At 43.4% G+C, this 25,609-nt stretch carries 23 protein-coding genes and 1 other RNA gene; all 24 read right to left on the minus strand.

Annotated features, from left to right (window positions below; genetic code table 11):
- Positions 1 to 55: 55 nt before the first annotated feature.
- The 24 genes from lpxC to hflK all read right to left on the minus strand — a co-directional run bounded on the left by lpxC (position 56) and on the right by hflK (position 25,577).
- Positions 56 to 973 carry a UDP-3-O-acyl-N-acetylglucosamine deacetylase gene (gene lpxC, locus M3I01_RS11575; RefSeq protein ID WP_255896011.1) on the minus strand — a complete coding sequence of 306 codons (918 nt, stop codon included), beginning with the start codon at positions 971 to 973 and terminating at the stop codon, positions 56 to 58.
- 106 nt (positions 974 to 1,079) lie between these two features.
- Positions 1,080 to 2,309 carry a cell division protein FtsZ gene (gene ftsZ, locus M3I01_RS11580; protein WP_255896012.1) on the minus strand — a complete coding sequence of 410 codons (1,230 nt, stop codon included), beginning with the start codon at positions 2,307 to 2,309 and terminating at the stop codon, positions 1,080 to 1,082.
- A gap of 39 nt (positions 2,310 to 2,348) precedes the next feature.
- The gene (ftsA, locus tag M3I01_RS11585) at positions 2,349 to 3,620 is read right to left on the minus strand and encodes a cell division protein FtsA (protein ID WP_112139441.1); all 1,272 of its coding nucleotides are present in this window, start codon (positions 3,618 to 3,620) and stop codon (positions 2,349 to 2,351) included.
- Positions 3,621 to 3,695: 75 nt separating this feature from the next.
- Positions 3,696 to 4,370 carry a cell division protein FtsQ/DivIB gene (locus M3I01_RS11590; protein WP_275565079.1) on the minus strand — a complete coding sequence of 225 codons (675 nt, stop codon included), beginning with the start codon at positions 4,368 to 4,370 and terminating at the stop codon, positions 3,696 to 3,698.
- A gap of 9 nt (positions 4,371 to 4,379) precedes the next feature.
- On the minus strand, positions 4,380 to 5,333 hold the full coding sequence (locus M3I01_RS11595) for a D-alanine--D-alanine ligase (RefSeq protein ID WP_255896014.1): 954 nt from the start codon (positions 5,331 to 5,333) through the stop codon (positions 4,380 to 4,382).
- 1 nt (position 5,334) lies between these two features.
- Positions 5,335 to 6,756, minus strand: coding sequence for a UDP-N-acetylmuramate--L-alanine ligase (gene murC / locus M3I01_RS11600; RefSeq protein WP_255896015.1), 1,422 nt, complete (start codon positions 6,754 to 6,756; stop codon positions 5,335 to 5,337).
- The gene (gene murG, locus M3I01_RS11605; RefSeq protein WP_255896016.1) at positions 6,753 to 7,826 is read right to left on the minus strand and encodes an undecaprenyldiphospho-muramoylpentapeptide beta-N-acetylglucosaminyltransferase; all 1,074 of its coding nucleotides are present in this window, start codon (positions 7,824 to 7,826) and stop codon (positions 6,753 to 6,755) included. The genes murC and murG overlap by 4 nt, the downstream gene beginning before the upstream one ends.
- The gene (gene ftsW / locus M3I01_RS11610; protein WP_255896017.1) at positions 7,823 to 9,022 is read right to left on the minus strand and encodes a putative lipid II flippase FtsW; all 1,200 of its coding nucleotides are present in this window, start codon (positions 9,020 to 9,022) and stop codon (positions 7,823 to 7,825) included. The genes murG and ftsW overlap by 4 nt, the downstream gene beginning before the upstream one ends.
- Positions 9,019 to 10,368, minus strand: a complete 1,350-nt coding sequence (murD, locus tag M3I01_RS11615) for a UDP-N-acetylmuramoyl-L-alanine--D-glutamate ligase (RefSeq protein WP_275565080.1) — start codon at positions 10,366 to 10,368, stop codon at positions 9,019 to 9,021. The genes ftsW and murD overlap by 4 nt, the downstream gene beginning before the upstream one ends.
- A gap of 9 nt (positions 10,369 to 10,377) precedes the next feature.
- Positions 10,378 to 11,460: a phospho-N-acetylmuramoyl-pentapeptide-transferase gene (mraY, locus tag M3I01_RS11620; protein WP_176335095.1), complete on the minus strand. Its 1,083-nt coding sequence runs from the start codon at positions 11,458 to 11,460 to the stop codon at positions 10,378 to 10,380.
- A 14-nt stretch (positions 11,461 to 11,474) separates the two neighbouring features.
- The gene (locus M3I01_RS11625; RefSeq protein WP_275565081.1) at positions 11,475 to 12,821 is read right to left on the minus strand and encodes a UDP-N-acetylmuramoyl-tripeptide--D-alanyl-D-alanine ligase; all 1,347 of its coding nucleotides are present in this window, start codon (positions 12,819 to 12,821) and stop codon (positions 11,475 to 11,477) included.
- On the minus strand, positions 12,811 to 14,277 hold the full coding sequence (locus M3I01_RS11630; RefSeq protein WP_255896022.1) for a UDP-N-acetylmuramoyl-L-alanyl-D-glutamate--2,6-diaminopimelate ligase: 1,467 nt from the start codon (positions 14,275 to 14,277) through the stop codon (positions 12,811 to 12,813). Before M3I01_RS11630 ends, M3I01_RS11625 begins: the two co-directional genes overlap by 11 nt.
- Positions 14,278 to 16,041 carry a peptidoglycan D,D-transpeptidase FtsI family protein gene (locus M3I01_RS11635; RefSeq protein ID WP_255896023.1) on the minus strand — a complete coding sequence of 588 codons (1,764 nt, stop codon included), beginning with the start codon at positions 16,039 to 16,041 and terminating at the stop codon, positions 14,278 to 14,280. It lies immediately after the preceding gene.
- Entirely contained in the window at positions 16,038 to 16,316 is a 279-nt protein-coding gene (ftsL, locus tag M3I01_RS11640; protein ID WP_255896024.1) for a cell division protein FtsL, read from the minus strand. The genes M3I01_RS11635 and ftsL overlap by 4 nt, the downstream gene beginning before the upstream one ends.
- Positions 16,309 to 17,247, minus strand: a complete 939-nt coding sequence (gene rsmH / locus M3I01_RS11645) for a 16S rRNA (cytosine(1402)-N(4))-methyltransferase RsmH (protein ID WP_255896025.1) — start codon at positions 17,245 to 17,247, stop codon at positions 16,309 to 16,311. The genes ftsL and rsmH overlap by 8 nt, the downstream gene beginning before the upstream one ends.
- Positions 17,244 to 17,699 carry a division/cell wall cluster transcriptional repressor MraZ gene (mraZ, locus tag M3I01_RS11650; protein WP_112141695.1) on the minus strand — a complete coding sequence of 152 codons (456 nt, stop codon included), beginning with the start codon at positions 17,697 to 17,699 and terminating at the stop codon, positions 17,244 to 17,246. Before mraZ ends, rsmH begins: the two co-directional genes overlap by 4 nt.
- Positions 17,700 to 17,962: 263 nt before the next feature.
- Positions 17,963 to 18,311, minus strand: an RNA gene (gene rnpB, locus M3I01_RS11655) — RNase P RNA component class A.
- Positions 18,312 to 18,388: 77 nt separating this feature from the next.
- Positions 18,389 to 19,696 carry a HAMP domain-containing sensor histidine kinase gene (locus M3I01_RS11660; RefSeq protein WP_112139463.1) on the minus strand — a complete coding sequence of 436 codons (1,308 nt, stop codon included), beginning with the start codon at positions 19,694 to 19,696 and terminating at the stop codon, positions 18,389 to 18,391.
- Positions 19,697 to 19,711: 15 nt separating this feature from the next.
- A complete protein-coding gene (locus M3I01_RS11665; protein WP_255896028.1) occupies positions 19,712 to 20,401 on the minus strand; it encodes a response regulator transcription factor in 690 nt (229 codons plus the stop codon).
- Positions 20,402 to 20,610: 209 nt separating this feature from the next.
- Positions 20,611 to 21,909 (minus strand): adenylosuccinate synthase, encoded by a 1,299-nt coding sequence (locus M3I01_RS11670; protein ID WP_255896139.1) that lies wholly within the window; start codon positions 21,907 to 21,909, stop codon positions 20,611 to 20,613.
- A 38-nt stretch (positions 21,910 to 21,947) separates the two neighbouring features.
- Entirely contained in the window at positions 21,948 to 23,123 is a 1,176-nt protein-coding gene (locus M3I01_RS11675) for an ATP phosphoribosyltransferase regulatory subunit (protein ID WP_255896029.1), read from the minus strand.
- A 12-nt stretch (positions 23,124 to 23,135) separates the two neighbouring features.
- On the minus strand, positions 23,136 to 23,333 hold the full coding sequence (locus M3I01_RS11680; RefSeq protein ID WP_255896030.1) for a DUF2065 domain-containing protein: 198 nt from the start codon (positions 23,331 to 23,333) through the stop codon (positions 23,136 to 23,138).
- Between the two features lie 115 nt (positions 23,334 to 23,448).
- The gene (gene hflC, locus M3I01_RS11685; RefSeq protein ID WP_255896031.1) at positions 23,449 to 24,330 is read right to left on the minus strand and encodes a protease modulator HflC; all 882 of its coding nucleotides are present in this window, start codon (positions 24,328 to 24,330) and stop codon (positions 23,449 to 23,451) included.
- Positions 24,330 to 25,577 (minus strand): FtsH protease activity modulator HflK, encoded by a 1,248-nt coding sequence (hflK, locus tag M3I01_RS11690; RefSeq protein WP_275565082.1) that lies wholly within the window; start codon positions 25,575 to 25,577, stop codon positions 24,330 to 24,332. The genes hflC and hflK overlap by 1 nt, the downstream gene beginning before the upstream one ends.
- Positions 25,578 to 25,609 lie beyond the last annotated feature (32 nt).

Raw genomic sequence — 25,609 nt, forward strand, 5'->3', positions numbered from 1 at the left:
AAAAACCAGGCATATAGCCTGGTTTTTTAAAATACGATCAAGAATTAATCAGTTATTACACACCAACAAAAGCCGGTTCAACATAGGAGATTGGTGTTGTTTGCGCTTCATCTTCATAAACGACGTATTCCCAAGCATCCTGATGCTCAAGTAAAGCTAACAAAAGTTTATTATTTAACGCATGCCCGGATTTATACGCCTTATATTCTCCAATCAAACTATGACCAAGAAGATAAAGATCCCCAATCGCATCTAAAATTTTATGACGAACCAATTCATCTCGGTAACGTAATCCTTCATCATTCAACACACGGTAATCATCAAGAACAATAGCGTTCTCCATATTTGCACCGCGAGCAAGATTATTGTTCTTAAAGTACTCAAGATCTTTCATGAAGCCAAATGTTCTAGCACGACTAATTTCTTTTACAAAAGTTGTCGTCGAAAAATCAAATGATGTGCTCTGAACATCTTCACCAATAGCCGGATGCTGAAAGTCTATAGTGAAAGACAAGCGAAAGCCCGAGTGCGGCTCAAGAGAAGCAAATTTATCACCCTCATCAACTCGAATAGGCTTTTTAACTCGAATGAATTTTTTAGGTGCATTTTGAGCTTCAAGACCAGCCGACTGAAGAAGAAAAACAAAAGGACTAGCACTTCCATCCATAAGTGGAATTTCACTAGCACTCACTTCTACATAAGCATTGTCTACACCCAAACCAGCCATTGCAGATAACAAATGCTCTACGGTACTTACCTTCACATCACCCTGACATAAAGCCGTAGCAAAATTTGTTGACCCAACCGCTCGTGCATCACCATGAATCTCAACAACTGGATCCAAGTCTGTACGAACAAATACAATACCTGTGTTCACAGGTGCAGGTTTTAGTGTCAAATACACTTTTTCGCCAGAGTGTAAACCCACTCCAGTTGCTCGAATAATGTTTTTTAGTGTGTGTTGGCGTACCATTTTATTCCTACATTTTTATGACTAGACACTAATCTTTAAAAAATAGTATCAATAACACATTTTTTATACAATCCAATGCACTTACATTGCATCTTTCTTACTCAAACTAATCAGCTTGACGACGCAAAAACGCTGGAATGTCCAAATACGATAATTTATCGCCACTTGAAATAGAGCTTGAGTCAGCAGACCCATTCTTTTCATCCAAGTTTTTCTCTACCATGTCCACCTTCGTCTTCTGTGAAGGCTTTGGCACAGATTGAGCAACAGTCATTTTAGAATCACTACCTTCAACAACTTGCTCCACCTTAGCCATAACTGGTTGAGAAACAACAGATTCACCTACAGCAGACTTCATTTCAACTGCAGATCGACCTTCTAAACCAGTTGCAACCACCGTGACTCGCATTTCATCACCTACACTAGGATCAATTGCACAACCAATCACGACGGTAGCATCTTCCGATGCATATTCTTCAATAATGCCACCAACCTCTGTAAATTCAGACAAGCCAACTTCCTCGTTAGCTGTGATATTTACTAGCACACCTCGTGCGCCTCTAAGGTTGATATCTTCTAATAATGGATTATGTATTGCAGCCTCAGCCGCTACTCTTGCCCTATCCTCGCCAGACGCAGACCCTGTCCCCATCATCGCCATGCCCATTTCAGACATAACCGTTCTTACATCTGCAAAATCGACGTTAATCAAACCTGGGCGCATGATAAGGTCTGTAATACCCTGAACCGCATTAAACAAAACGTTATTCGCTTCGCCAAACGCTTTTAATAATGTAATATTTTTGCCTAACACAGGCAAAAGTCGTTCATTAGGGACAGTTATTAATGAGTCGACATTTTCACGCAACTCTCTGACACCCTCTTCAGCCACTCTAGCGCGACGACGACCTTCAAATGGAAAAGGCTTAGTAACAACAGCGACCGTCAAAATACCTAATTCACGAGCCACTTTTGCGATAACAGGTGCAGCACCCGTACCTGTTCCACCGCCCATACCAGCCGTGATAAAAACCATATCCGCACCAGTAAGTAACTGGGTGATTTTTTCTTGATCCTCTAAGGCTGAATCTCGCCCTACTTCTGGATTTGCTCCGGCACCCAACCCTTTAGTAATGGTTGAACCAAGCTGCAAAGAAACCCCAGTCTCGAATCCTATTAACGCTTTAGAGTCGGTATTGGCGCAAATAAACTCAACACCTTCCAATCGATTTTCAAGCATATGACGGACAGCATTACCGCCACCACCGCCAACACCTATAACTTTAATCACAGCATTATCTGATAAATTATCTTCGGCTAAATCAAAGACATTCATGGGCTTGTTGCTCCTCAATAAATTCACAATCAATTCTGACTATATATAACTTTGAAACCAGTGTTTTAATTTCTGCCACGCCTTCGTTGCACTGAAGGATGGTCCGATTTCTTTAGGAGCCAGAACTGATGATTCTCGTTTAGTTTGCGTCTTAGACATCATCCGTTTCGAGATTTCGGTTACTTCAGCCTCTTTACTACCATAAACCAATAATCCAACACTTGTTGAATATATAGGGTTATCGACAATGTCAGACATTCCTTTAGTACAATCTGGTAAAGATAATCGAACTGGCATCTGAAATACCTTCTCTGCCAACTCCGCCGCACCTTCCATAAGCGACGTACCTCCAGTAATTACAATACCTGCAGGGATACGCTCCGCATAACCACTGCGTCTTAATTCATCCAGAATTAAGCTGTAAATTTCTTCATATCTAGCTTCAACAACCTCTGTCAAAGCATGACGAGTTATCGATCTTGGTTGACGATCACCAACACTCGGCACTTGCAAAACCTGATCTGTAGATGCCATTGAAGACATCGCACAGGCATATTTCACTTTAATCTCTTCAGCATGCTGAGTTGGTGTACGCAAAGCCATCGAAATATCATTTGTTACCTGATCACCAGCCACAGGAACCACCGCAGTATGATGTAAGGCACCATCAATCCACACAGCAATATCAGACGTCCCTGCACCAATATCAATCAGACAAACACCTAAATCTTTTTCATCTTCACTCAACGATGACTCACTAGAAGCAAGCTGAGATAAAATGACGCCATCCACGCCTAGACCACAACGTTTGATGCACTTCTCTACATTCATTACGGCGTTCACAGCACCAGAAATCAAATGCACATTTGCTTCAAGTCTAACTCCAGACATACCAAGAGGGTCTTTAATACCTTCTTGAGAGTCTATATGGTACTCCTGAGGCAAAATGTGAAGCACTCGCTGATCAGAAGATATCGGTACCGCTTGTGCAGCATCGATAACTCGATCAATATCTTCTTTTTGCACTTCGCCATTTTTAACAGCGACAATACCATGAGAATTTAAGCTGCGAATGTGACTACCAGCCACACTGACATAGACAGAATGTATATTACAACCGGCCATCAATTCAGCCTCTTCAACTGCACGCTGAATGGACTGAACCGTTGATTCTATATTTATAACAACGCCGCGCTTCATTCCTTTTGAGCTATGAGAGCCTATACCGACAATTTCCAAACTACCGTCAGCCAGAACCTCACCAACTAAGCAGATAACTTTCGATGTGCCTACATCCAAACCGACTATCATTTCACCTTCCCGGCATTACGTGTTGTTATGACATAACCCTTATTGCTGTTTAAAAAAGCAACAAACAGGCCAATATCATTTATTTTTTTTCCAACCCACCGCCACCCCATGTGGATAGCGCGCATCGACTGATGTTATTTGGTCTATTCTACCCGATAAATCACTTTTATACACCGCTATAAAGCGTTGTAATCTCTCTAAAATCTCTTCTCTACCAAGCTTAACCTTGACGCCATTGGTGAAAACAATACTCCAAGCACCTCTTGGCTCTAATGTGAGAGTAGCAACACGCAGAGACGTAAATGCGAGCACCTGACTTACTAAGCCAAACTGCTCAAGAACCACATCACTCGAATCTTCAGGACCGTACAGCTTTGTAAGCGGCAATTCAGGGACCTCACGCGGCGTAATCACTACCGCAGAAGTGGATATCAATTGCCGATCCCCCCAGTATGCAAGAGGGGTATATTCATGAACAAGGATCTGCAACGTATTTGGCCAAACTTTACGAATTTCTGCGCTTGCCACCCATTCCGATGACAAAACAACGACTAATGAGTCGGATAGAGAAACACCCAGAAGACTCTGCCCAAGTAAAGAAGAAAAATCTGCCTGCAAATCATCTTCTACTGCATACTTAAAATCGCCTTTTATCTCGATTTTTTGAATAGCAAACCAAGTATCAGGCGAATCATTACTTTGAAAAGAGGCGACTAATATTAACAAGACAGCCCCGATTAACGCTGCCATCCTCATAAATCAATCACGCTCGACTTTACCCCAAGCATTTTGCGCAATCTTCTCCACAAGTGAAGCATAGTCAATCCCAACATAATTAGCTGCCATAGGCACTAAGCTATGGGATGTCATGCCTGGCGCAGTATTTACTTCTAACACCCAAAACACTCCAGCAGAGTCACGCATTACATCAACACGCCCCCAACCAGAACAACCTAACGAACGATAAGCATCAAGTGCCAACATTTGCAGCTCATTCTCATCATCTTCATTTAAACCGCAAGGCAACAGATATTCCGTATCATCCGCTACGTACTTCGCCTCATAGTCATAAAGTTTATGGTTAGGTGCAGGCTTTAGCCCTATAGGCGGATAGGCTACATCGTCGATGACCGTAATCGTAAACTCTGGTCCATCTACAAATTCTTCAACCAATATATCAGAATCATATTCAAGAGCTTTTGAAAGCGCCTCATCAAGTTCCGCTCGATTCATCGCCTTGTTAATCCCAATGGTAGAACCTTCTCTAGAAGGCTTAATAATCATTGGGTAAGACATCTTCTCCTCAATTACATCCGCATCCGCATAATCTACAAAAGATAAATAGGCTGGCGTGGATATTCCAATGCCATGCCAAAATCGCTTAGTTAAAACTTTATCCATCGCAAGACCACAGGCCAAAGGTGAACTGCCTGTATAAGGTTTACCCATCATCTCAAGTAAAGCCTGAACCCTGCCGTCTTCACCTTCACCGCCATGTAGCACAATGAAAGCAAGATCAAACTCAATCGTTTGCAATTGAACAATAGGATCTAACTCAGCATTAGGGCCATAAAGATCAAGCTCTACCACCTGAAAACCTTTAGAACGAAGTCCTTCTGCAACTAAAGGTCCGCTTTGCAGCGATACTTCACGCTCTGCTGAACGACCACCATAAATCACCGCAATCACGGATTCTTTTAGTCTCTTTAACATATCAAATCCCGCTCACTGATAAATTCTTAGATACCGTACCAATATCACCAGCACCCTGTGTAATAAATAAATCACCCTCACGCAAAACGTTACTTAGGATTGAGCGTAAATCTGTTTCGCTACCAACATGGATAGGATCAACATTCCCACGCTGGCGTATACTGCCGCACAAAGAGCGACTATCAGCGCCGTTGATGAGTGTTTCGCCTGCCGAATAAACATCCAGCAACAGTAAAACATCAACTTGGGATAGCACTCTTACAAAATCTTCATAAAGATCACGAGTTCGCGTGTAGCGATGTGGCTGATAAACCATCACTAAACGCTTCTCAGGCCAACCGGCTCGAATCGCTTTAATCGTGGCCAACACTTCACTTGGATGATGCCCATAATCATCAATAAACATCACATTTGAGCCATTAGGAAGCCCTAATGGTTTTTGCTCCTGGAAACGGCGCCCTACCCCTTCAAATCCCATAAGGCCAGCCTGAATAGCCGTTGCATCCACACCCAAGTCTGTCGCCACTGCAATCGTTGACAGTGCATTAAGCACATTATGGCGGCCAGGCATTGGCAATCGAATTTTCAGCGGCTCACCCTCTGGACGATGAGCCAAGAATTCACAATGGCGACCCGTTTGCACGATGTCAGTCGCGTAAAAATCTGCTTCTTGCTCAATACCGTACGTCAAAATAGGACGACTTAATAATGGCAGAATCTCTCGAACATTTTCATCATCTACACACATCACAGCCAAGCCATAAAAAGGTAAATTATGAACAAACTCAACAAAAGCATGCTTAACTTTTTCAAAATCACCGTCATAGGTATCCATATGATCCTGATCGATATTCGTCACGATGACCGTTTGTGGCTGCAAATGAAGAAAAGAAGCATCACTCTCATCCGCTTCGGCAACCAGATACGCACTGACGCCCAATTGCGCATTTGCGCCAGCACTGGTTAAACGCCCTCCAATTACAAATGTTGGAGCTTCGCCTGTCGCGGCCAATATAGACGCCATCAAACTGGTTGTCGTTGTTTTCCCATGCGTACCAGCCACCGCTATGCCGTGTCGGTAACGCATTAACTCTGCAAGCATTTCCGCTCTGCGAACGATTGGAATACGATGCTCTTTACCCCAAATTATCTCTGGGTTTTCAACATTAATTGCCGTTGAAACAACAATGACATGAGCGTCATATACGTTTTCTTCTAAATGCCCCAGATACACCTTTATGCCTAGCTCTTCCAGACGCTCTATTGTAGAAGAAGACTTAAGGTCCGACCCAGACACGCGATACCCTTGATTATGCAATACCTCTGCGATGCCACACATACCAACACCGCCGATACCAATAAAATGGATATTTTGAATACGACGCATAGTAGGAATATCGTACTGAACTTTATTATCAATCATGTTTTTATCAACCTTAAACAGCATGCAACGACGTCTTGCGTCGCATTTGGACGAGCAACGAGTTTCGCCTGCTCGCCCATTTTTAATAATGTCTCTTCACTTTCTACACATTTAGAAAGCAATGAGATAATTTTTTCATAGGTCAGCTGTGACTGCGGTAACAAATAGGCAGCCCCCACTTGCTCTAAATATCGCGCATTGGCAGTTTGATGATCATCTATTGCGTGCGGGTAAGGCACTAAAATTGAAGGCAATCCAGCGACTGCCAACTCACTCACCGTCATAGCCCCAGCGCGACACAAAACAACATCCGCCCAGTAATAAGCCTGATCCATATTCTCAAGATAAGCCTCAACCCGAGCGTCCACCTTTGCGGCTTTATATTGCCCAGAAACCTCTTTAAAATTACGCACCCCAGTTTGATGCCAAACATCCAAACGCTGAGCAGAAGGCCAGTTTAACAAAACTTGAGGGATAACATCATTAATCGCTTTCGCCCCCAAACTCCCGCCAACAACAAGTAAACGTAACGGTCGTGCTACGCTATTTCTCAGCATGCGAACTTGCTGCTCTAAAATATCACTTCGAATGGGGTTACCTACACTAATGGCGTTTGGAATTGCCCCATCAAAAGCCTGCAACTTAAGGTTAGCCACTCTAGATAACAATTTGTTAGTCGTACCAGCAACGGCATTTTGCTCATGTATCACCAAAGGAATGCCCAAAAGTCGAGCCGCGACACCGCCGGGACCAGCAACAAACCCACCCATCCCCAAAACAACGTCAGGTTTAACTTTCTGTAACACTGCAATTGCCTGACCAATGGCATGCAAAACTCTAAAAGGCGCAACCAATAGACCCAACACCCCTTTCCCTCTAACACCTTTAATCGACAAAGAATGCAAAGCAATATCATGATCAGCGACAAGCGCCTCTTCCATGCCACCTTTTGAGCCCAGCCACTGGACATCCATTCCTTTATCTTTAAAAGCCTGAGCGCAGGCCAGTGCAGGGTAGATATGTCCCCCTGTACCGCCAGCCATGATGATAATTTTTTTTACATCGCTCATTTATCGCTCTCTTTAACTTTCACTTCAGCTGATCCTATGGAATCGCAATCACTTTCAGCACGTCGATTTTCAACATCGACTCGCGCAATAACAAATAAACTCGCCAGCGTGATGATCAAGCTACTGCCACCATAACTAATCAAAGGAAGAGTCAATCCTTTGGTCGGCAAAAAGCCCGTATTAACACCAATATTGATGATAACCTGAGCCAAAATCAGAATAGAAAAACCGAAACACATATAAGCAGCAAATGGACGAGATAACGCCATAGCGTTATGACCAATTTTAAACGCCCGACTAACCATTAGGGCAAACAAAACAATCAGCAACAAACCGCCAAACATTCCAGTTTCTTCGACCCAAATAGAAAATACAAAATCGGTATGAGCCTCAGGTAAATAAGACAGTTTCTGCACACTGTTACCCAAACCCAAACCGAACCATTCCCCACGACCATAGGCAATCAAAGCCTGACTCAACTGATACCCTTCATTAAAAGGATCAGCCCACGGGTCAATAAAATTCATCAAACGCTTTAATCGATAGCTTTCCGAAATGGCAACAACCCCTAACATAGCAACCGCAGCGATCATCAAAAGCAAAAATTGATATAAAGGAGCGCCCCCTAAAAAAAGCAACACCATCACCGTACCAAGCAAAACAACAGAAGCACCAAAATCCGGTTCAAAAAGTAAAAACAACAGAAAAACACTACAAAGACAAAGAGGGAGAACAAAACCCACCCAACCCTCTCTCACTCGATCAGCTCTGCGCACCAAATAGCCGGAGACATAAACCACCATGCAAACCTTCGCTACTTCCGAAGCCTGAAGGTTAAATACCACCAAATTAATCCACCGACGACTGCCGTTTACACTTTTTCCAATGCCCGGAACCAGCACTAGAATCAGCAAAATCAACGACAACCCCATCATCAGAACCCCCCATTTTTGTAGCTGACTGGTGGGTAATGACAACAATAAAAAACCTGAGAGTAAACCTAAGACAAGATAAAAAGCTTGTCGGCCCATAAAGAAATAAGGGTGACCATGAAGGCTTTCTGAAATAGAAATAGACGCACTTGACACCATCACCATCCCCAGCGCCAAGATAGAGATAACAGAGGCAACAAAAAGAGTATCAATCCGGGCAAACTCCTGAAGAGACACTCGATCAAACACTTTAAACCATGTCATAACTCAGCAACCAAACGAGCAAAATGCTCACCTCGCACTTCGTAGCTTTTGTACATATCCAAACTCGCGCAAGCGGGTGAAAACAAAACGATCTCACCTTCTTTAGCATCTTGAGAAACACTTGATACAACCTGATCCAAAGAATCAAAACGCTTAACCTCAGTGCCTGACAACATTACCTCGGCGATACGGTCAGCATCCTTACCAAACAAATAAACGACTCTCACAAAATCGGTTACCGATTTCGTTAAAGGACTAAAGTCAGCACCCTTACCCTCTCCCCCAGCAATAAGAAGAATATTCTTTCTTACCACCGAACCTAAACCTTGAAGCGCCGCCAATGTAGCGCCCACATTAGTACCTTTTGAATCATTAATATACGTAACACTATGGAGGGTTCGAACCGTCTCACAACGGTGAGGCAAGCCGCCGAATTCTTTCAGCACATCCCCAACCGCATTCGACATAACATCCACCCCTAACAGCTCAAGCATCGCCAGCGAAGCCAGTACATTAGCGTGATTATGCGAACCTTTTAGGGCAATTTGAGACGTATGATAAAGTCGCTCAACTCCGCGACACAACCATGCTCCATCGCCATCTTTAAGCATACCAAACTCTTTTAAATCAGGACTTTTTGTCGTAAACGCTCGAACAGGGGTTGTATCCGCCAACAGTGGCGCCGTCAGGATATCTTGCTTATTACAAACAGCTGCTTTACAACCACGATAGACTCTTTGTTTTACACGCTGATATTCATAAAGATCCTCATATCGATCCATATGATCTTCAGACACATTGAGAAGACACGCTAAATCAGCCTGAAGTGAATGAGTTGTCTCAAGCTGAAAGCTAGATAACTCAAGCACATAATAATCCGTGTTAGGAGAAAGAAGATCTAAAGCAGGCGGCCCTAAATTACCACCAGCCTTGGCATTTTTACCGCAAGCCTGAAGCAACAAAGCAACTAACGTTGTTACCGTGCTCTTTGCATTGGACCCCGTGATAGCAACAAAAGGGGCATCCACATAATCACGAAATAAATCAATATCACCACGCATGAGCACACCACGAGCCGCTAAGCGCGCTAACACTGGCGTGCGCAATGCAATCCCCGGACTAACATACAGCTCAGTAACACCAAGTGTTTCAAGTACTGCCAGATCACCCGTAAAAATACGATCGTCAGGACAAAATTCTTTTGCTTGCTCTAAGCCTGGGGGATTTTCGCGAGAATCCACCACATAAAAATCAACACCTTTACTGGCTAAAAAACGTACGCAAGACAAGCCTGTCGCACCCAAGCCTACAACGGCTCTCACCCGGTCTGACCCGATTAACGACATGCAAAACTCCTAACGTACTTTTAAGGTGGCTAAGCCTACTAAAACAAGACACACAGTAATAATCCAAAAACGAACAATTACTTTAGGTTCAGCCCAGCCCTTTAACTCGAAATGATGATGAATCGGCGCCATCCTAAATATCCTGCGCTTTGTTAACTTATAAGAAGCAACCTGCAAAATCACAGACACCGTCTCCATCACAAAAACGCCGCCCATAATAAACAGTACCAGCTCTTGACGAACGATGACGGCAATAGTGCCCAACGCAGCACCTAAAGCCAATGAACCAACATCCCCCATGAATATTTGTGCAGGGTACGTGTTAAACCACAAGAAGCCTAATCCCGCCCCAGCCAATGCGGCACAAAAAACAAGCAACTCCCCAGAACCATGTACATAAGGGATTAATAAATAATCAGCAAAGCGGATATTCCCGGTAAGATAAGCAAACACACCCAGCGCACCACCAACCAAAACGGTCGGTAAAATAGCCAAACCATCCAGACCATCGGTTAAATTAACCGCATTACTTGTACCAACAATAACGAAATACGTTAGTACAATAAAAAACACACCCAAAGGAATAGCAACATCCTTAAATAAAGGCACAATCAACGCGGTTTCTGCTGGCGTACTGGCGGTGTAGTACAAATAAAATGCGGCCGCCAAACCAAATATACTTTGCCAAAAATATTTCCATCGACCAGGAAGACCGCGCGGATTTTTCTCAACCACTTTTCTATAATCATCCACCCAGCCTACAACACCAAATGCCAGCATAACCAACAAAACTACCCATACATATTGGTTACGTAGATCCCCCCATAGAAGAGTACTGACAGTGATTGAAAAAATAATTAGCGCCCCTCCCATCGTAGGTGTACCTGCTTTTGCTAAATGAGTCTGAGGCCCATCACTACGAACCGACTGACCAATTTGTAGACGCTGCAACAAGCGAATCACTTTATTACCAATCAAAAGCGAAATGGCCAGCGCGGTAAGAACCCCCAGAATGGCGCGAAGAGACAAGTAGTTGAATACTGTAAAAAATGTATGGTATTTACTTAAATAAGCCGTTAGCAGAAGTAACATTGGTAAGGAATATCCTAATTATTTAATGCTTCAATGACATTTTCCATTTTAGCCGAACGAGAACCCTTCACTAAAATGGCATGTTTTTTATCGAGTTGGCGAACTACCGTCGCCGCCTCGTCATGTGTATTACAAAATATGGCTTTACCCCCCTTACTTCTAAAGGCAATACCGGCAACAGCGGCTATCGGCCCGACACAAATCAAACACGATATACCTTTATTCTTAGCATATAACCCTAGTCCGCGGTGAATCTCATATTGTTGATCTCCGAGCTCACCCAAAGCGCCTAAAATCAACCATGTTTCATCTACTGATTGCATTGCAAGAACATCAATAGCCGCCTCAACAGACGTTGGGCTGGCATTGTAACAATCATTAATTAATAGAGCTCCATTTTTTGTTTTAAGGCGCTCTAGTCGGCCCGAAACAAGCACAGGTGTCGCCAAGGCACCAACCGCGAATTTAAAATCTATTCCTATTACTAACATAGCCAAAACCACAGCCATACCATTCGCTATTTGGTGCAGACCCGCCCCTGCAATAAAAACAGGCAATACTTCGCCATGATAATGGAATGTCGCCTCACTAAACTCTGCACTTAAGCTAACGTCAGAAGCATAAAGACTTGCCGCCGCAGTAAAGCCAAACGAATAAATTGTACGGCCCGCAGCCAAGCCACACCAATAATCAAAATAATCGTCATCCGAATTAAGAATAATCGCCGCCTCAGGTGAAGATCCTGAAATCAACTCGCCTTTTTCTTTTGCAATACCTTCAAGACTACCCAACCCTTCAAAATGACTACCATTTGCATTAGTCAATATAACAACATCAGGCACCGCGATTTTCGCTAATAGCGCTATCTCACCAGAAAAACTGGTACCGGCCTCAATCACAGCAACATCATGCTCCTCTTCCAACTCAAGCAATGTTTGCGGTAGCCCTATCTGATTATTTAAATTGGCGCGTGTTTTTAACACACTTCTACCCACCAATGACTGCGCCAGCCAATCCTTTACAGTTGTTTTACCATTACTTCCAGTAATACAGACAACAGGCCCTTTAAACGCCCCTCTAATCAGACGAGCAATAGCTCCGTAAGCCAATTTTGTATTGGGAACCTTTACATACGCAGGCACATCAAGAGCTTGCTCAGAGACCACGCCAACAGCACCCTCCCGAACCGCTTGTGCCACATAATCATGCCCATCAAAACGATCGCCTTTTAAGGCAACAAAAACACAACCACTGACTATTTTTCGCGTATCCGTCACAACAGCACTGGCAGTATGATCTAAACCGATCAACTCTCCACCGCAAGCCAGTGCGATATCCGAAAGAGCAAGATTAATTAACATAAGACTTCACCGCTTTCAGCGCCTCTTCTTTATCATCAAAATGATGTTTTATACCCTGAATATCTTGGTAAGACTCATGACCTTTTCCAGCAATAAGAACCACATCATTTGGTGTCGCTGATAAAATAGCATTGGCAATGGCAACACGACGATCCGGCTCTACACTAAACAATTCATCATCATGTGTTTGCACCAAAGCATCCAGAAAAATTTGTTCTATTGATTCTGTTCGCGGGTTATCCGACGTCAACCATACATAGTCTGCATTTTGCAGAGCTGCAGCCATCATCAAAGGCCGCTTACCTCGATCCCTATCACCGCCACAACCAAAAACACAAATCAAGCGTCCACTGCAGTGCTCTTTCAATGCCTGCAAAGCGACCTTTAACGCCTCTGACGTATGAGCAAAATCCACAACAATAAGCGGAGCATTAAGCTCTTGCACCTTATCCATACGGCCAGGTGCACCACGTAAAGCAGACACCCCCCTTACTAACGCACCTTTATCATCTGCAATACGCCACATACTTGCTAATGCAGCCAACGAATTCTGAACATTAAAACGCCCTAACAATGGTAAAAAAACGGCATCTTCACCTTCAGGGTGACACAAAATAAAACGACACCCTGTCGGTTCTAATATCAAATCTTTAACATAAAAATCTGCTCTTGAATTTTGCTCACTATAATAATGAGAGTCTGAATCCTTTGCCGCTTCTGCCATAAAAGACGCATAGCTATCGTCGAGACAAAACACAGAATTTGACACACTTTTAAACGCAAACAAACGCTGCTTTGCCAACGCATAAGCCGTCATATCGCCATGATAATCAAGATGGTCACGGGAAAGATTAGAAAAGACAGCTGTCTGAAAAGGCACACCATCAACCCGCCCTTGATCCAATGCATGTGAAGATGCTTCAAATGCAACAAGATCTACACCAGAGCCCGCCATCGCCATTAAAGTAAGGTGTAAGGATAATATATCTGGGGTCGTCTGCTTGGCTTCCGACAAATCGTTTAATGGACCGATACCAAACGTCCCCACTAAACCACTATTTAAACCAATAAACTGCGCCAACTGAGCAATGTAAAAACAAATCGATGACTTACCATTGGTTCCAGTAACAGCGACAATATGTTTCGGCATATGACCAAAATAACTCTGTAAGCAAGCCACTAAAAGTTCAGTCGGATTATCAACAGAGATAAGCTCAATATCATCGCGCCTCAAACACAACCCTGCTGGAACAATAGCCACTTTACAGCCTAATGAAACCACACTGTCCAAATAGTCCCAGCCATTTGTCGCAACCCCTGGTAAAGCGAAAAAAACACACTGTGGGTCTGCCTTTCGACTGTCCGTTTCTACATGGGTATAAATAGCAGAATGCGAGCTATCCCCTAAAGAATAGCCCGCCAAATTTAGTAATTGAATATGAGTCAGTTGTGCCATCTAGCCACCCTGCACCACTTGATAAGGAACCTTTTTAGGCTCTAATCGAACTTCCCTAAGACCCTCAGGTAAGTCAGGGTAAATATTCAGTGTCGTTAACGCGCCCTCCATTACACGCGAGAAAACAGGTGCTGCCACTTCACCACCGTAGTATTCACGCCCCTTGGGATCATTAATCATCACCACCATTGCTAATCTAGGATTAGAAGCAGGCGCCACACCGGCAAACAAAGCAATATATTGATCGTATTCATAACCTTTAGAACCGACTTTATGAACTGTCCCCGTTTTACCAGCAACTCGATAGCCAGGAATTTGAGCGGCCTTACCAGAACCTCGCTGCACAACGCTTTCCATCATTTTAATGACATCTTGAGCAATTTTATGCGGAATAACCTGCTTACCGTCAGCGGGAATGTCTTGTTTAAAGATTGTCACAGGAACGCGGTAACCACCATTAGCTAATGTCATGTACGCTTGCGCCAACTGTAGAGTAGACACAGACAAGCCATAACCATAGGCTAACGTCGCAATTTCTGACGGGTGCCATTTAGGGTGCGACGGAAGAACACCGGAAGCCTCTCCAGGAAAACCAATACCGACTTGCGACCCTATACCGAGCTCATAATCCATGTTCCATATTGCATCTTGGGGAAGCGATAAGGCGATTTTTGATGCCCCCACATTGCTCGACTTAATCAGTAATTTTTCAAAATCAATCACACCATAATTAGCGGCATCACGAATGGTAAAACGACCAAAACGCAAATAACCAGGTGACGTATCAATCGTTGTCTCGGTCGTATATTGCCCAGACATGAGTGCAGCAGAAATAGTAAAAGGCTTCATTGTTGAGCCAGGCTCAAACAAATCAATCACTGCGCGATTACGCAGCTCTTCATATTCTAATTTAGAACGATCATTTGGGTTATACGATGGCTGATTGACCATCGCCAGAATTTCACCCGTTTTAACGTCTAGGATAACCGCCGACGCCGACGTAGCTCGATGCTCGGTAACCGCCGCCTTTAGCTCTCGATACGCTAAGTATTGCAACCTAAGATCTATACTTAACTCAATATTTTCACCTGGATGCTCGGCCTGTTCCACACCAACACCACGAATAATATTCCCTCTGAGATCTTTCACATAACTACGTCGCCCAGGTTGGCCTTCTAGTGCTTGATCATAGGCAAGCTCGATACCCTCTTGCCCTTTATCATCGATATTAGTAAAACCAACAACATGTGAAGCGACTTCTGCAGCTGGATAATAACGTTTATACTCTTTGGTCTTACTCACACCAACAACATTAGCCGCCATAATAGCGTCGGCTTCATTAGGTGGAATTTGACGCTTCAAATACATGAAAGAACGACTTTTATTAGCCTCAAACTTTTCTTGCAGCCACGCTCGACCAACACCCAGAACCCCCGCAAGGCGTTTAATTTCTTGCTCAGGCCCAATATTTAAAGAAGGATCTCTTTGGATTTTCCATAACGCCTTTGGATTAGCTATGATAGTCCAAGTTGGCGTACTAACAGCCAGCGGCTCCCCACGCCTATCCAAAATCATCCCTCGGGTAGCAGGTATAGACTCCGTTCTTACTGCCCGTATTTCGCCTTGATTCTGCAAAAAAGCTTTATCTACAACTGTTAAATAAAACAGTCGTCCGCCAGCAACAAGAAACAACAGCAAAGCAATGCCGCACACAAATCTAAAGCGCCATTTTCCTGGGGTGTGGACACGATTTTCAATATTCATGGCTTCACTATTATCAATTCATCCTGAGATGGTGTGTGCATTTTTAAATCCTTTATCGCCGCTTGTTCCAAGCGGCTGGGTTGAGTTAACGCACTCTGTTCAAGCAGCAACTGCCCCCATTTCACTTCATAATCCACTTCATCCTGCCTCAGCGTTTGAAGATAAGAGAAGCTCTTTCTAAAATCGTAAACTTGTGTGACAACAGCGATTGATACCATGGCCAATATCAAAACACCGATAGCAAATACCACCAGTGCAACATTCGCCTTAATCACTTACGCGCTCCAAAACCCGTAACACAGCACTACGAGATCTCACATTCTCACTCACTTCAGAAAGAGATGGCTTAATCGCTTTACCTACCGTCTTAAACTTAATATCAAGATGTGCATTACGAATTGGCAAATGCCTTGGTAGCTCTGGCCCTTTCGCTTGCAACTTCATAAACCGCTTAACAATACGATCTTCAAGAGAATGAAAACTGATAACCGCCAATCGACCGCCTACTTTCAACGCTTTCGTCGCGGCTTCAAGCCCAATTTCTAAATCACCAAGCTCGTTATTAATGTAAATTCGAATACCTTGAAATGCCCGAGTAGCAGGGTTTTTTCCTTTTTCCCACGCAGGGTTTGCTTCGGCAATAATTTTTGACAATTGGAGTGTTGTTAGAATTGGCGTATGAGAGCGGTATTCACAAATAGCTTTTGCAATGCGACGAGAGAATCGCTCTTCGCCATACTGATACATAACATCCGCCATGTCTTTTTCTCTAACGGTCGCAATCCATTGAGCAGCACTAATACCCTTATCAGGATTCATCCGCATATCAAGCGGACCGTCATTCATAAAGCTAAACCCACGTTCAGCATCATCAATCTGAGGTGATGAAACACCTAAATCCATCATCACGCCATCTACTTTGTCGACACCAAATACGTCTGAAATATGCGTCGCCATATTGGCAAAACTGTCTTGGACAATTGAAAAGCGTGAATCTTCTTGCTGCAATAGTTCACCATGGCGAATCGCCATTGGGTCTTTATCAAAACCAAGCAGGCGACCCGCCTCTAATCGCTCTAAAACCAAACGAGCATGCCCGCCACGACCAAAGGTCCCATCTACGTAAAGACCATTCTTGTCGGTTACCAGCATATCGACGGATTCATCGAGCATGACGCTTATGTGTTCTGCCATCGTCTTTGTCATAAAGAAATATCCATCATGGTTTCAGTTTGTAGGTCCTCAAGCGCATCTTGGGACAAATAATCTTCGCGCTGAGCCTCCCATTCTTCCTGGCTCCAAATTTCTAATTTTTTACCTTGACCAAGAATGGTTAATTTTTTATCTAAACGAGCAAACTCGCGCAACGGCGCAGGCAATAAAATCCGACCCGCTTTATCAACGTCTAAATCGGTTGCATGCCCTACTAAAAGGCGCTGGAGACGCCTAGCCTGCGGTTGAAAAGAAGGCAACTTGTCTAATTTTTGTTGAATCAACTCCCATTCGGACAAGGGGTACAACAGTAAGCATCGAGAAACAGGATCTATGGTGACAACCACACCATCTTCGTCATATTGAGCAAGATCATCGCGCAAGCGTGCTGGAAGCGACATTCGCCCCTTTACATCCACACTGACTTGATGAATTCCTCTAAACACGCCCACATCCCACTTATCGACACTTTATCCCACAATTTAACACTTTTTCTCTAAAATAGTAAAAAAATATTGATTAAAGATAAAAATACAAAAAAATAGGCACAAAAAAACCGCTCATTAAAGCGGCATTTGATCAAAATATAAGCAGAACAGAGGGAATGGAACAGCAACAAAACTAAAAAATTCACGTGCACAAAAAAGCCAAGAACATTGAGGCTCTTTAGCAATTAAGTTTTACATGAAAAATTAACAAAGAAAGGAAAAATGCAAGTTGGCCGATAAGCCGGGTTCTGTCGTGGACAGTCATTCATCTAATACGTACATCACTGCACGTCTTTAGCAACCTACCCGAACTCAGCGCGGGTCACGCCAAAGAGTTCCTATTTGGTCTTGCTTCAAGTGGGGTTTACCTTGCCACGAACTGTTGCCAGTCGCGCGGTGCGCTCTTACCGCACCATTTCAACCTTACCGGCAGTAAACTGCTTAGGCGGTGTATTTTCTGCTGCACTTTCCGTAGGCTCACGCCCCCCAGGCGTTACCTGGCACTTTACCCTGCGAAGCCCGGACTTTCCTCCCCCCAATAAATTGAGCGGCGACTGCCTAGCCAACTTGCGAGGCGCATATTACTTACCTAAAGAAACAATAACAAGGGCTTTTTCAAGAGTAAAAATAAATAAGAGCCAGAAGCCTCAAGCCAACGGTAACTGAAAGCACACCTCCAACCCCCCTTCTTCTCGATTACGAGCTGTTATCTGACCTTTATGTGCGCGAATAATGCGCTGGGAAATCGTAAGACCAACACCAAAGCCACCACTATTCGCCCCCCTTGCCTCAGAAGAGCGATAAAAGGCATGAAAAATTTTCTCTAGCTTATCATCAGATACACCAGGGCCATTATCACGAACATAGATGAAGGCGAATCCAGATTTTTCTTGCGTTTCCACTTCAATAACGCCACCACCACCCGCATAAAAACAAGCATTACGTAACACATTCTCGATAGCGTGTCGTAACTGAAGCGGGTCACCTAATATGGTTTTTGGCACACGACCTGACTTAGAAACAGAAATACCTTTAAGCTGACTTTCAAAACTTACGTCATCAACAATTTCCCCGAGCCATTCCTGCAAATTCATCTCTTCTTTTATAAGAGAAGCAGCCTCTAGTCGACTCAAAGTAAGCACCTGACCAATCAACTCATCAAGTTCATGAAGCTCTGTACGAATACGACACAAATAACCTTTTTGAGATTCCATGCCGTACTTATCTTCCGCTATGGTTAGCGCCACTTCAATCCTTGCTAACGGAGTCCTTAGCTCATGAGACACATCCCGCATCAAACGTTCTTTAGACGATAGAAGCGTCTCTATTCTGACCGCCATTTCATTAAACTCTCGCGCCAATTTACCAACTGCGTCATTTCTTCGGACTAATTTATTTTCAACCCTAGCCGTCATATCCCCTTGCCCGAAAGACCTAGCAACTCTCTGTAACTTCAACAAAGGACCTAACAACCAATAAGCCAATACACCACTAGACACAAGCAACCCAAGCAAAGAAAAACCCACTACAGCGCCAGGCGCCAGTGAATCAATCTCGGGATTCGGTTTAAAAATCAGCAGATATTGAACATTATTTCCACCAATCACCTGAATAAATTGACTATGTAAAAAATCAGCGGCAGGCCGGCTGGTTACACTCGGAGTATTCTGCTCCCTAAAATTACGAGGCAAAGATTTAAGAAGAGGACGACCATTTTCTTGGTATAGATAAATAGTTCCCGACAACCTCTTCTCTGCTTTTTTAGTCTCTTCTTGCAACGAAGTAATACCAAATTTTTCATATCCAGCCACTAACTGCACACCAACATCACCCAGTAGATCAGCTGACACTTGGTTACGCTTCTGGATAAACTGAACCATCCCTAAACCAATACTAACCACAACAATATTGGACAGTAGCACTACCAGAAACACACGCAGAAAAGTATTTTTCATAAAAAACTAAGCACCTTACTCATTCGACACAAAAATATAGCCTACACCACGCACCGTCTTGATTCGAGGATCTCCGTTTTCTAAATTACCAATTTTCTTACGCAAATTACTGATGTGCATATCCAAACTACGGTCATACATAGTTAACTTACGACCAAGTGCTTTTTCTGAAAGTTCCTGCTTAGTCAATACTTGCCCAGGCGCCATTAACATGCATTCCAGTAAGGTGTACTCAGACGTTGTTAACTCAACCAGATCGTCCTCCAAATAAACCGTACGATCTTTTCGACGCAACAACACACCAGAAAGCTCTATGTCTGCCGTTGGGTCATCTTCACGCTCTTGGCTCGCTCTGCGCAAAATTGCTTTAATTCGAGCCAATAATTCTCGCGGATTAAAAGGTTTAGACAAATAGTCATCCGCCCCCATTTCCAATCCAAGTATACGATCAATATCGTCACCTTTTGCCGTTAACATAATAACTGGCACCGCGCTTTTATTACGGATTTGTTTTAAAGTCTCAAAGCCATCCAATTCTGGCATCATGACATCGAGAATAATAATATCTGGCATATTCGCGGCCATAAGCTCTAATGCCTCACGACCATTCCAAGCATGCGCTACCTCATAACCCTCACCGTCAAAGTATTCTTTAATCAAATCCGATAAACGAGCATCATCATCAGCAAGCAATAACTTAACCATAAATATTCCCTCTCATTTTTTCATTATTTAGCAGGCAGTTACATTGCCATAAATTCAATTGTAAATATTACCTTAGCGCCAGACAAACACCTTCCCCTCTTTTCACTCTATTTACAAAGAATACTAATATGATGAACTTAGCTATCTAGAAAAACAAAAAAAGCCGCAAAATGCGACTTTTTTAAAAAACGAAACCTGCAATACAAATCCTACTGTTTAAAAGGATCACGAATTACAATGGTCTCATTACGGTCTGGTCCAGTAGAGATAATATCAACCGGAACACCTACTTGCTCTTCTAAAAAGCGAATATAGTCTTGCGCATTTTTTGGTAAAGCGTCAAAGTTTTCGGCACCAACTGTCGACTCTGTCCAACCTGGCATCTCAACATAAACAGGCTTAGCTTGTTCATAACCTTCGCTATCAACTAAAGTCCCAGTCACAGGAGTACCGTCTGCATTTGCATAAGATACGCAAATTTTAATAACAGAAGAACCATCCAACACATCAAGCTTAGTCAAACACATACCGGAGACTGAGTTAATCTGAACAGCATGACGTAAAGCCACGGCATCAAACCAACCGCAACGACGCGAACGACCAGTTGTCGCACCAAATTCATGACCACGCACGCCTAAACGCTCACCGTCTTCATCAAACAATTCCGTAGGAAAAGGACCAGAACCAACGCGAGTAGTGTAGGCTTTCGTAATGCCAAGAACATAATCTAGATACAATGGTCCAAAACCAGTACCCGCAGGTGCACCACCCGCCGTCGTATTTGATGACGTAACGTATGGGTAAGTACCGTGATCAACATCCAACAATGAACCCTGAGCACCTTCGAACATGATGTTCGCACCCGCTTTACGCAAGTCATGTAGCAAAGTAATAGTATCAGCCACCATCGGGCGTAGAAACTCAGCCATTTCTAAGCCTTCCGCATAAACCTCATCAAAGGAAATCGGATCCACTTTATGGTATTGAGTTAGTACGAAGTTATAATATTCAAGTACTTCTTTAAGCTTGGTGGCAAAACGCTCAGAATCCAATAGGTCTCCAACACGTATAGCACGACGCGCTACCTTATCTTCGTACGCAGGCCCAATACCACGACCCGTTGTTCCAATTTTTTTCTCGCCCTTGGCAAGCTCTCGAGCCTGATCAATCGCAATATGATAAGGAAGAATCAAAGGACATGCTGCACTAATTTTCAAACGATCTACAGCAGGAACACCTTGCTCCAAAAGCTCAAGCACTTCCGTTTTCAACGCCGCTGGGGACAACACCACACCATTACCAATGATACATTGAACACCTTCACGCAAAATACCAGAAGGTATCAAGTGCAAAACTGTTTTCTTACCATCAATAACTAAGGTATGGCCCGCATTATGACCACCTTGAAAACGCACAACAGCAGCAACATCTTCAGTAAGTAGGTCTACAACCTTACCTTTACCTTCATCACCCCATTGAGTGCCTAGAATAACAACATTTTTACCCATAATTTCAGGTCTCATTTAGATAGTTCTTAAAGAAAAGTCTAGTTTTGAACCGGCATCAACTGCCAAGCATCATCAACAAAATCCAGCTTAAAATCAGCATCTCCAGCGTAAAGATTATCCAAAACCTCTACTACTCGGTACCCTTCAGCACGCAAAGAATTCGCTTTCTTCCAAAGCGCATCACTTGAGCAAATTGGCGACAAAACAGTTTTTGGCTTTTTAACAACAACATCCGTTAAAGAAACCAAGGCTTTTACATCCGTACTAAAACCTGTTGCGGGTCGAGAACGACCAAATACTTGCCCAATATTATTATAACGACCACCGCGAGCGATCGCATTACCATGACCGGGAACATAAGCCGCAAAAACAACACCAGTATGATAGCTATAAGAAACCAAGTCACTCAAATCAAAATGCAATCCAACAGTAGGAAAACGCTGACAGATAGACTCACTTATTTCTTGCAACAAGACAATCGCATCACGAATCGACTCATTTACACCACCAAACAACTCAGTAGCGCTCAGCAACACCTCTTTACCACCACATAAACGCGGCAAACCAACTAACCACTGCTTTTCAAGGTTACCCAAACTAAGCCCTTCAACATATCGATCTAGTTCAGGCAAATCTTTTGCTTTATACAATTCAATTAGCTTGCCTTTCTGATCAGCATTAAGGTCGCATGCAGCAAGAACACCACTAACAACATCAACATGCCCTAGATCAAGAACAACATTAGACAAGCCAGCGGCTGATAAAGTCTGCAACATCAAAGACAACACTTCGATATCACTTTCCACTCCACCATGACCATAAATTTCTGCCCCTAACTGAATAGGGCTACGAGTTCCATCCAAACCTGCAGGCATTGTTCTCAAAACACTGCCACAATAACTCAAACGCTGAACACCATTATCTTTAAGGCAATGCGCATCTATACGCGCAACTTGCGATGTGAAATCGGCGCGAATACCTAGAAGTCGACCTGATAATTGGTCAATAACTTTAAATGTTTCAATTTCTAGGTCTGAGCCGGCACCCGTAAGAAGGGAATCCAGATACTCTAAAAGAGGAGGTATTACTAGGTGATATCCCCAGCTTTCATGGAGATTAAGCAGCGTTCTTCTAAGGTGTTCAATTTTAGCGGCTTGTTCAGGCAACGCCTCATCAACTCCCTCAGGAAGTAACCAGCGATCTGCTAATGACATTAAATTACCCTCTTAGCTTCGTGTCAGCAAAAGAAGCATTAATCCAAGAAACATACTAACCGCCCCCAGAATGCGTAAATTCGAATCTGAGCTCGCGATTGCTTTTACCATTATTTCCCGCCAAAAATTCGGGGCAAGAAAAGGCAAAACACCCTCGACGATCAATAAAAGGCTGACGCCAACGAGCAGCGACTGCAACAATTCCTGCATAGATTCTCTTTATTTTGATCATTAAAAAACCGGGCTTAGCCCGGCTTCTGTAATAGTACCATGTTTCCCATTTTAACAAATAGGCTTCATATACGATTATTGATGAATATCCACTCTATTTAGTGAAACCACCAGTAGAGCTATTCAAATACTTAAAGAACTCACTGTCTGGCTCAAGGACAAACAAATCGCTACTACCGTTAAAGCTCTCACGATAAGCCTGAAGACTACGATAGAATTCGTAAAACTCAGGATCTTGAGTGTAAACCTTAGAGTAAATAGCTGCCGCTTTAGCATCACCATCACCACGGATCATCTCCGCATCACGCTGCGCTTCGGCTTCCAAAACAACTTGTTGGCGATCTGCGTCGGCACGAATACCCTCAGCAAGCTCCAAACCTTTCGATCTGTGCTCACGAGCTTCACGCTCACGCTCAGTACGCATACGAGCGTAAACAGATTCACTTACATCTGGCGGTAGATCAATGCGCTTAACTCGGATATCTACTATAGAAATACCCAACTCATTCTGAGCAACTTCATTCAGGTCATCACGCAATCCAGTCATCAACTGGTCACGCTGCCCTGAAACAACTTCATGCATCGTTCGTTCGCCAAACTTATTTCGCAAACCAGTGTCCACTCGCGAAGATAAAATTCGATTAGCAATAATCTCATCACCAGAAGTGGCCTGATAAAACTTAGTAACTGAATCGATTTTCCACTTCACATAAGAATCAACGACAACCGCTTTTTTCTCCAACGTCAAATAACGCTGAGGACGAGAGTCCATTGTCAAAATTCGAGCATCAAAAATCTTAACTTCATTTACAATTGGAAGCTTAAAATGAAGACCAGGCTTTACATCGCCTCGCACAATCTCACCAAATTTAAGCACCACTGCGCGCTCTGTTTCATTTACGACAAAAAGCGTTTGAGAAGCAACCAACATGCCGAGAAGAACCACAAATAAAACTGAAAAAGAAAAGCCTTTCATTAGTTTCTGCCCTCTCTACGAACGGTTGAATTCTGACGTTTACGTATTTCATCAAGAACTTGATCTGTCAACGCCCCAATATTTCCTGAACTTGCAGAACCCGAACCTTTAGATGACTCTGTACGCTGCTTCATTAACTGATCCAAAGGCAAATACATCATGTTATTTCCACCTTGAGTGTCAACAACAACTTTATTCACATCTTTATAGACCGACTCCATCGTTTCAATATACAAACGACGACGAGTAACGTCTGGCGCTTTAGTATACTCGCGATATAAACGATCAAAACGATCAGCTTGACCACTAGCCCGAGCAACTATCTCAGAGCGATAAGCCTCAGCCTCTTCTCTAATACGCTGTGCACGGCCTCGAGCTTCAGGAATAATACCATTAGCATAAGACTCGGCTTCATTACGTACTCGCAACTCATCTTCTTTCGCCTTGATAACATCGTCAAACGCCTCTTGCACCTGATTCGGCGCCTGAGTATTTTCGACGTTAACCTTCGAAATCAATAAACCAGTTCCATAAGCATTACTGTAATCTTGAATACGAATTTTAACTTCTGCCGCCAGTAACTCTCGACCTTCTGTCAAAATCTGATCCATTTCAGAACTACCTACCACATGACGAAGCGCACTTTCTGTCACTTGAGCAAGAGATTCTTCAGGACTACGAACATTAAGCAAGAAATCCTTTGGATTTTGAACGGAGTATTGAACCGAAACACCCACCTCAACGATCGCATCATCAACGGTCAGCATCAATGCCTTATGGTCATGAGAACGAACCTTCGTCACATTAACCTTAGTAACAGAATCAATCATAGACGGATTCCAATGCAAACCAGGCATAACAGTTGAGTGATATTCTCCTAAACGAAGCACAACCCCCCTTTCCTGCTGATCTACCTGATAGACACCAGTTGCACCCCATAACCCCAACACAGCAAGCAAAACAACAGCAATTAAGCCGCCACCAAACTTACCAGACATACCGGAGTCGCCACCGTTATTGGAGCCGCCAGACTTGCGGGATTTTTTAACACCCAACATATCCATCAATTTACGAAAAGCCTCATCCAAGTCTGGAGGACCTTGCTCTTTCCCTCCAGGCTTACGACCCCAAGGGTCATTATTGGCATCTTTTTCACGATCTCCATCTGGGCGCCCAGCACCATTATTACGGTTTTTATCTGGATTCCATGGGTCATTGTCGTTATTACCCGGTTCATTCCAGGCCATACTACGTCTCCACTTTATTTTAATGATAATTC

This window comes from Marinomonas maritima, from assembly GCF_024435075.2.
Classification (GTDB): domain Bacteria; phylum Pseudomonadota; class Gammaproteobacteria; order Pseudomonadales; family Marinomonadaceae; genus Marinomonas; species Marinomonas maritima.

Bases quoted from the DNA above. Each gene is read 5' to 3' on its own strand.
- lpxC (WP_255896011.1), bottom strand. From the start codon at position 973: ATGGTACGCCAACACACACTAAAAAACATTATTCGAGCAACTGGAGTG.
- ftsZ (WP_255896012.1), bottom strand. From the start codon at position 2,309: ATGAATGTCTTTGATTTAGCCGAAGATAATTTATCAGATAATGCTGTG.
- ftsA (WP_112139441.1), bottom strand. From the start codon at position 3,620: ATGATAGTCGGTTTGGATGTAGGCACATCGAAAGTTATCTGCTTAGTT.
- M3I01_RS11590 (WP_275565079.1), bottom strand. From the start codon at position 4,370: ATGGCAGCGTTAATCGGGGCTGTCTTGTTAATATTAGTCGCCTCTTTT.
- M3I01_RS11595 (WP_255896014.1), bottom strand. From the start codon at position 5,333: ATGTTAAAGAGACTAAAAGAATCCGTGATTGCGGTGATTTATGGTGGT.
- murC (WP_255896015.1), bottom strand. From the start codon at position 6,756: ATGATTGATAATAAAGTTCAGTACGATATTCCTACTATGCGTCGTATT.
- murG (WP_255896016.1), bottom strand. From the start codon at position 7,826: ATGAGCGATGTAAAAAAAATTATCATCATGGCTGGCGGTACAGGGGGA.
- ftsW (WP_255896017.1), bottom strand. From the start codon at position 9,022: ATGACATGGTTTAAAGTGTTTGATCGAGTGTCTCTTCAGGAGTTTGCC.
- murD (WP_275565080.1), bottom strand. From the start codon at position 10,368: ATGTCGTTAATCGGGTCAGACCGGGTGAGAGCCGTTGTAGGCTTGGGT.
- mraY (WP_176335095.1), bottom strand. From the start codon at position 11,460: ATGTTACTTCTGCTAACGGCTTATTTAAGTAAATACCATACATTTTTT.
- M3I01_RS11625 (WP_275565081.1), bottom strand. From the start codon at position 12,821: ATGTTAATTAATCTTGCTCTTTCGGATATCGCACTGGCTTGCGGTGGA.
- M3I01_RS11630 (WP_255896022.1), bottom strand. From the start codon at position 14,277: ATGGCACAACTGACTCATATTCAATTACTAAATTTGGCGGGCTATTCT.
- M3I01_RS11635 (WP_255896023.1), bottom strand. From the start codon at position 16,041: ATGAATATTGAAAATCGTGTCCACACCCCAGGAAAATGGCGCTTTAGA.
- rsmH (WP_255896025.1), bottom strand. From the start codon at position 17,247: ATGACAAAGACGATGGCAGAACACATAAGCGTCATGCTCGATGAATCC.
- M3I01_RS11660 (WP_112139463.1), bottom strand. From the start codon at position 19,696: ATGAAAAATACTTTTCTGCGTGTGTTTCTGGTAGTGCTACTGTCCAAT.
- M3I01_RS11665 (WP_255896028.1), bottom strand. From the start codon at position 20,401: ATGGTTAAGTTATTGCTTGCTGATGATGATGCTCGTTTATCGGATTTG.
- M3I01_RS11670 (WP_255896139.1), bottom strand. From the start codon at position 21,909: ATGGGTAAAAATGTTGTTATTCTAGGCACTCAATGGGGTGATGAAGGT.
- M3I01_RS11675 (WP_255896029.1), bottom strand. From the start codon at position 23,123: ATGTCATTAGCAGATCGCTGGTTACTTCCTGAGGGAGTTGATGAGGCG.
- M3I01_RS11680 (WP_255896030.1), bottom strand. From the start codon at position 23,333: ATGCAGGAATTGTTGCAGTCGCTGCTCGTTGGCGTCAGCCTTTTATTG.
- hflC (WP_255896031.1), bottom strand. From the start codon at position 24,330: ATGAAAGGCTTTTCTTTTTCAGTTTTATTTGTGGTTCTTCTCGGCATG.
- hflK (WP_275565082.1), bottom strand. From the start codon at position 25,577: ATGGCCTGGAATGAACCGGGTAATAACGACAATGACCCATGGAATCCA.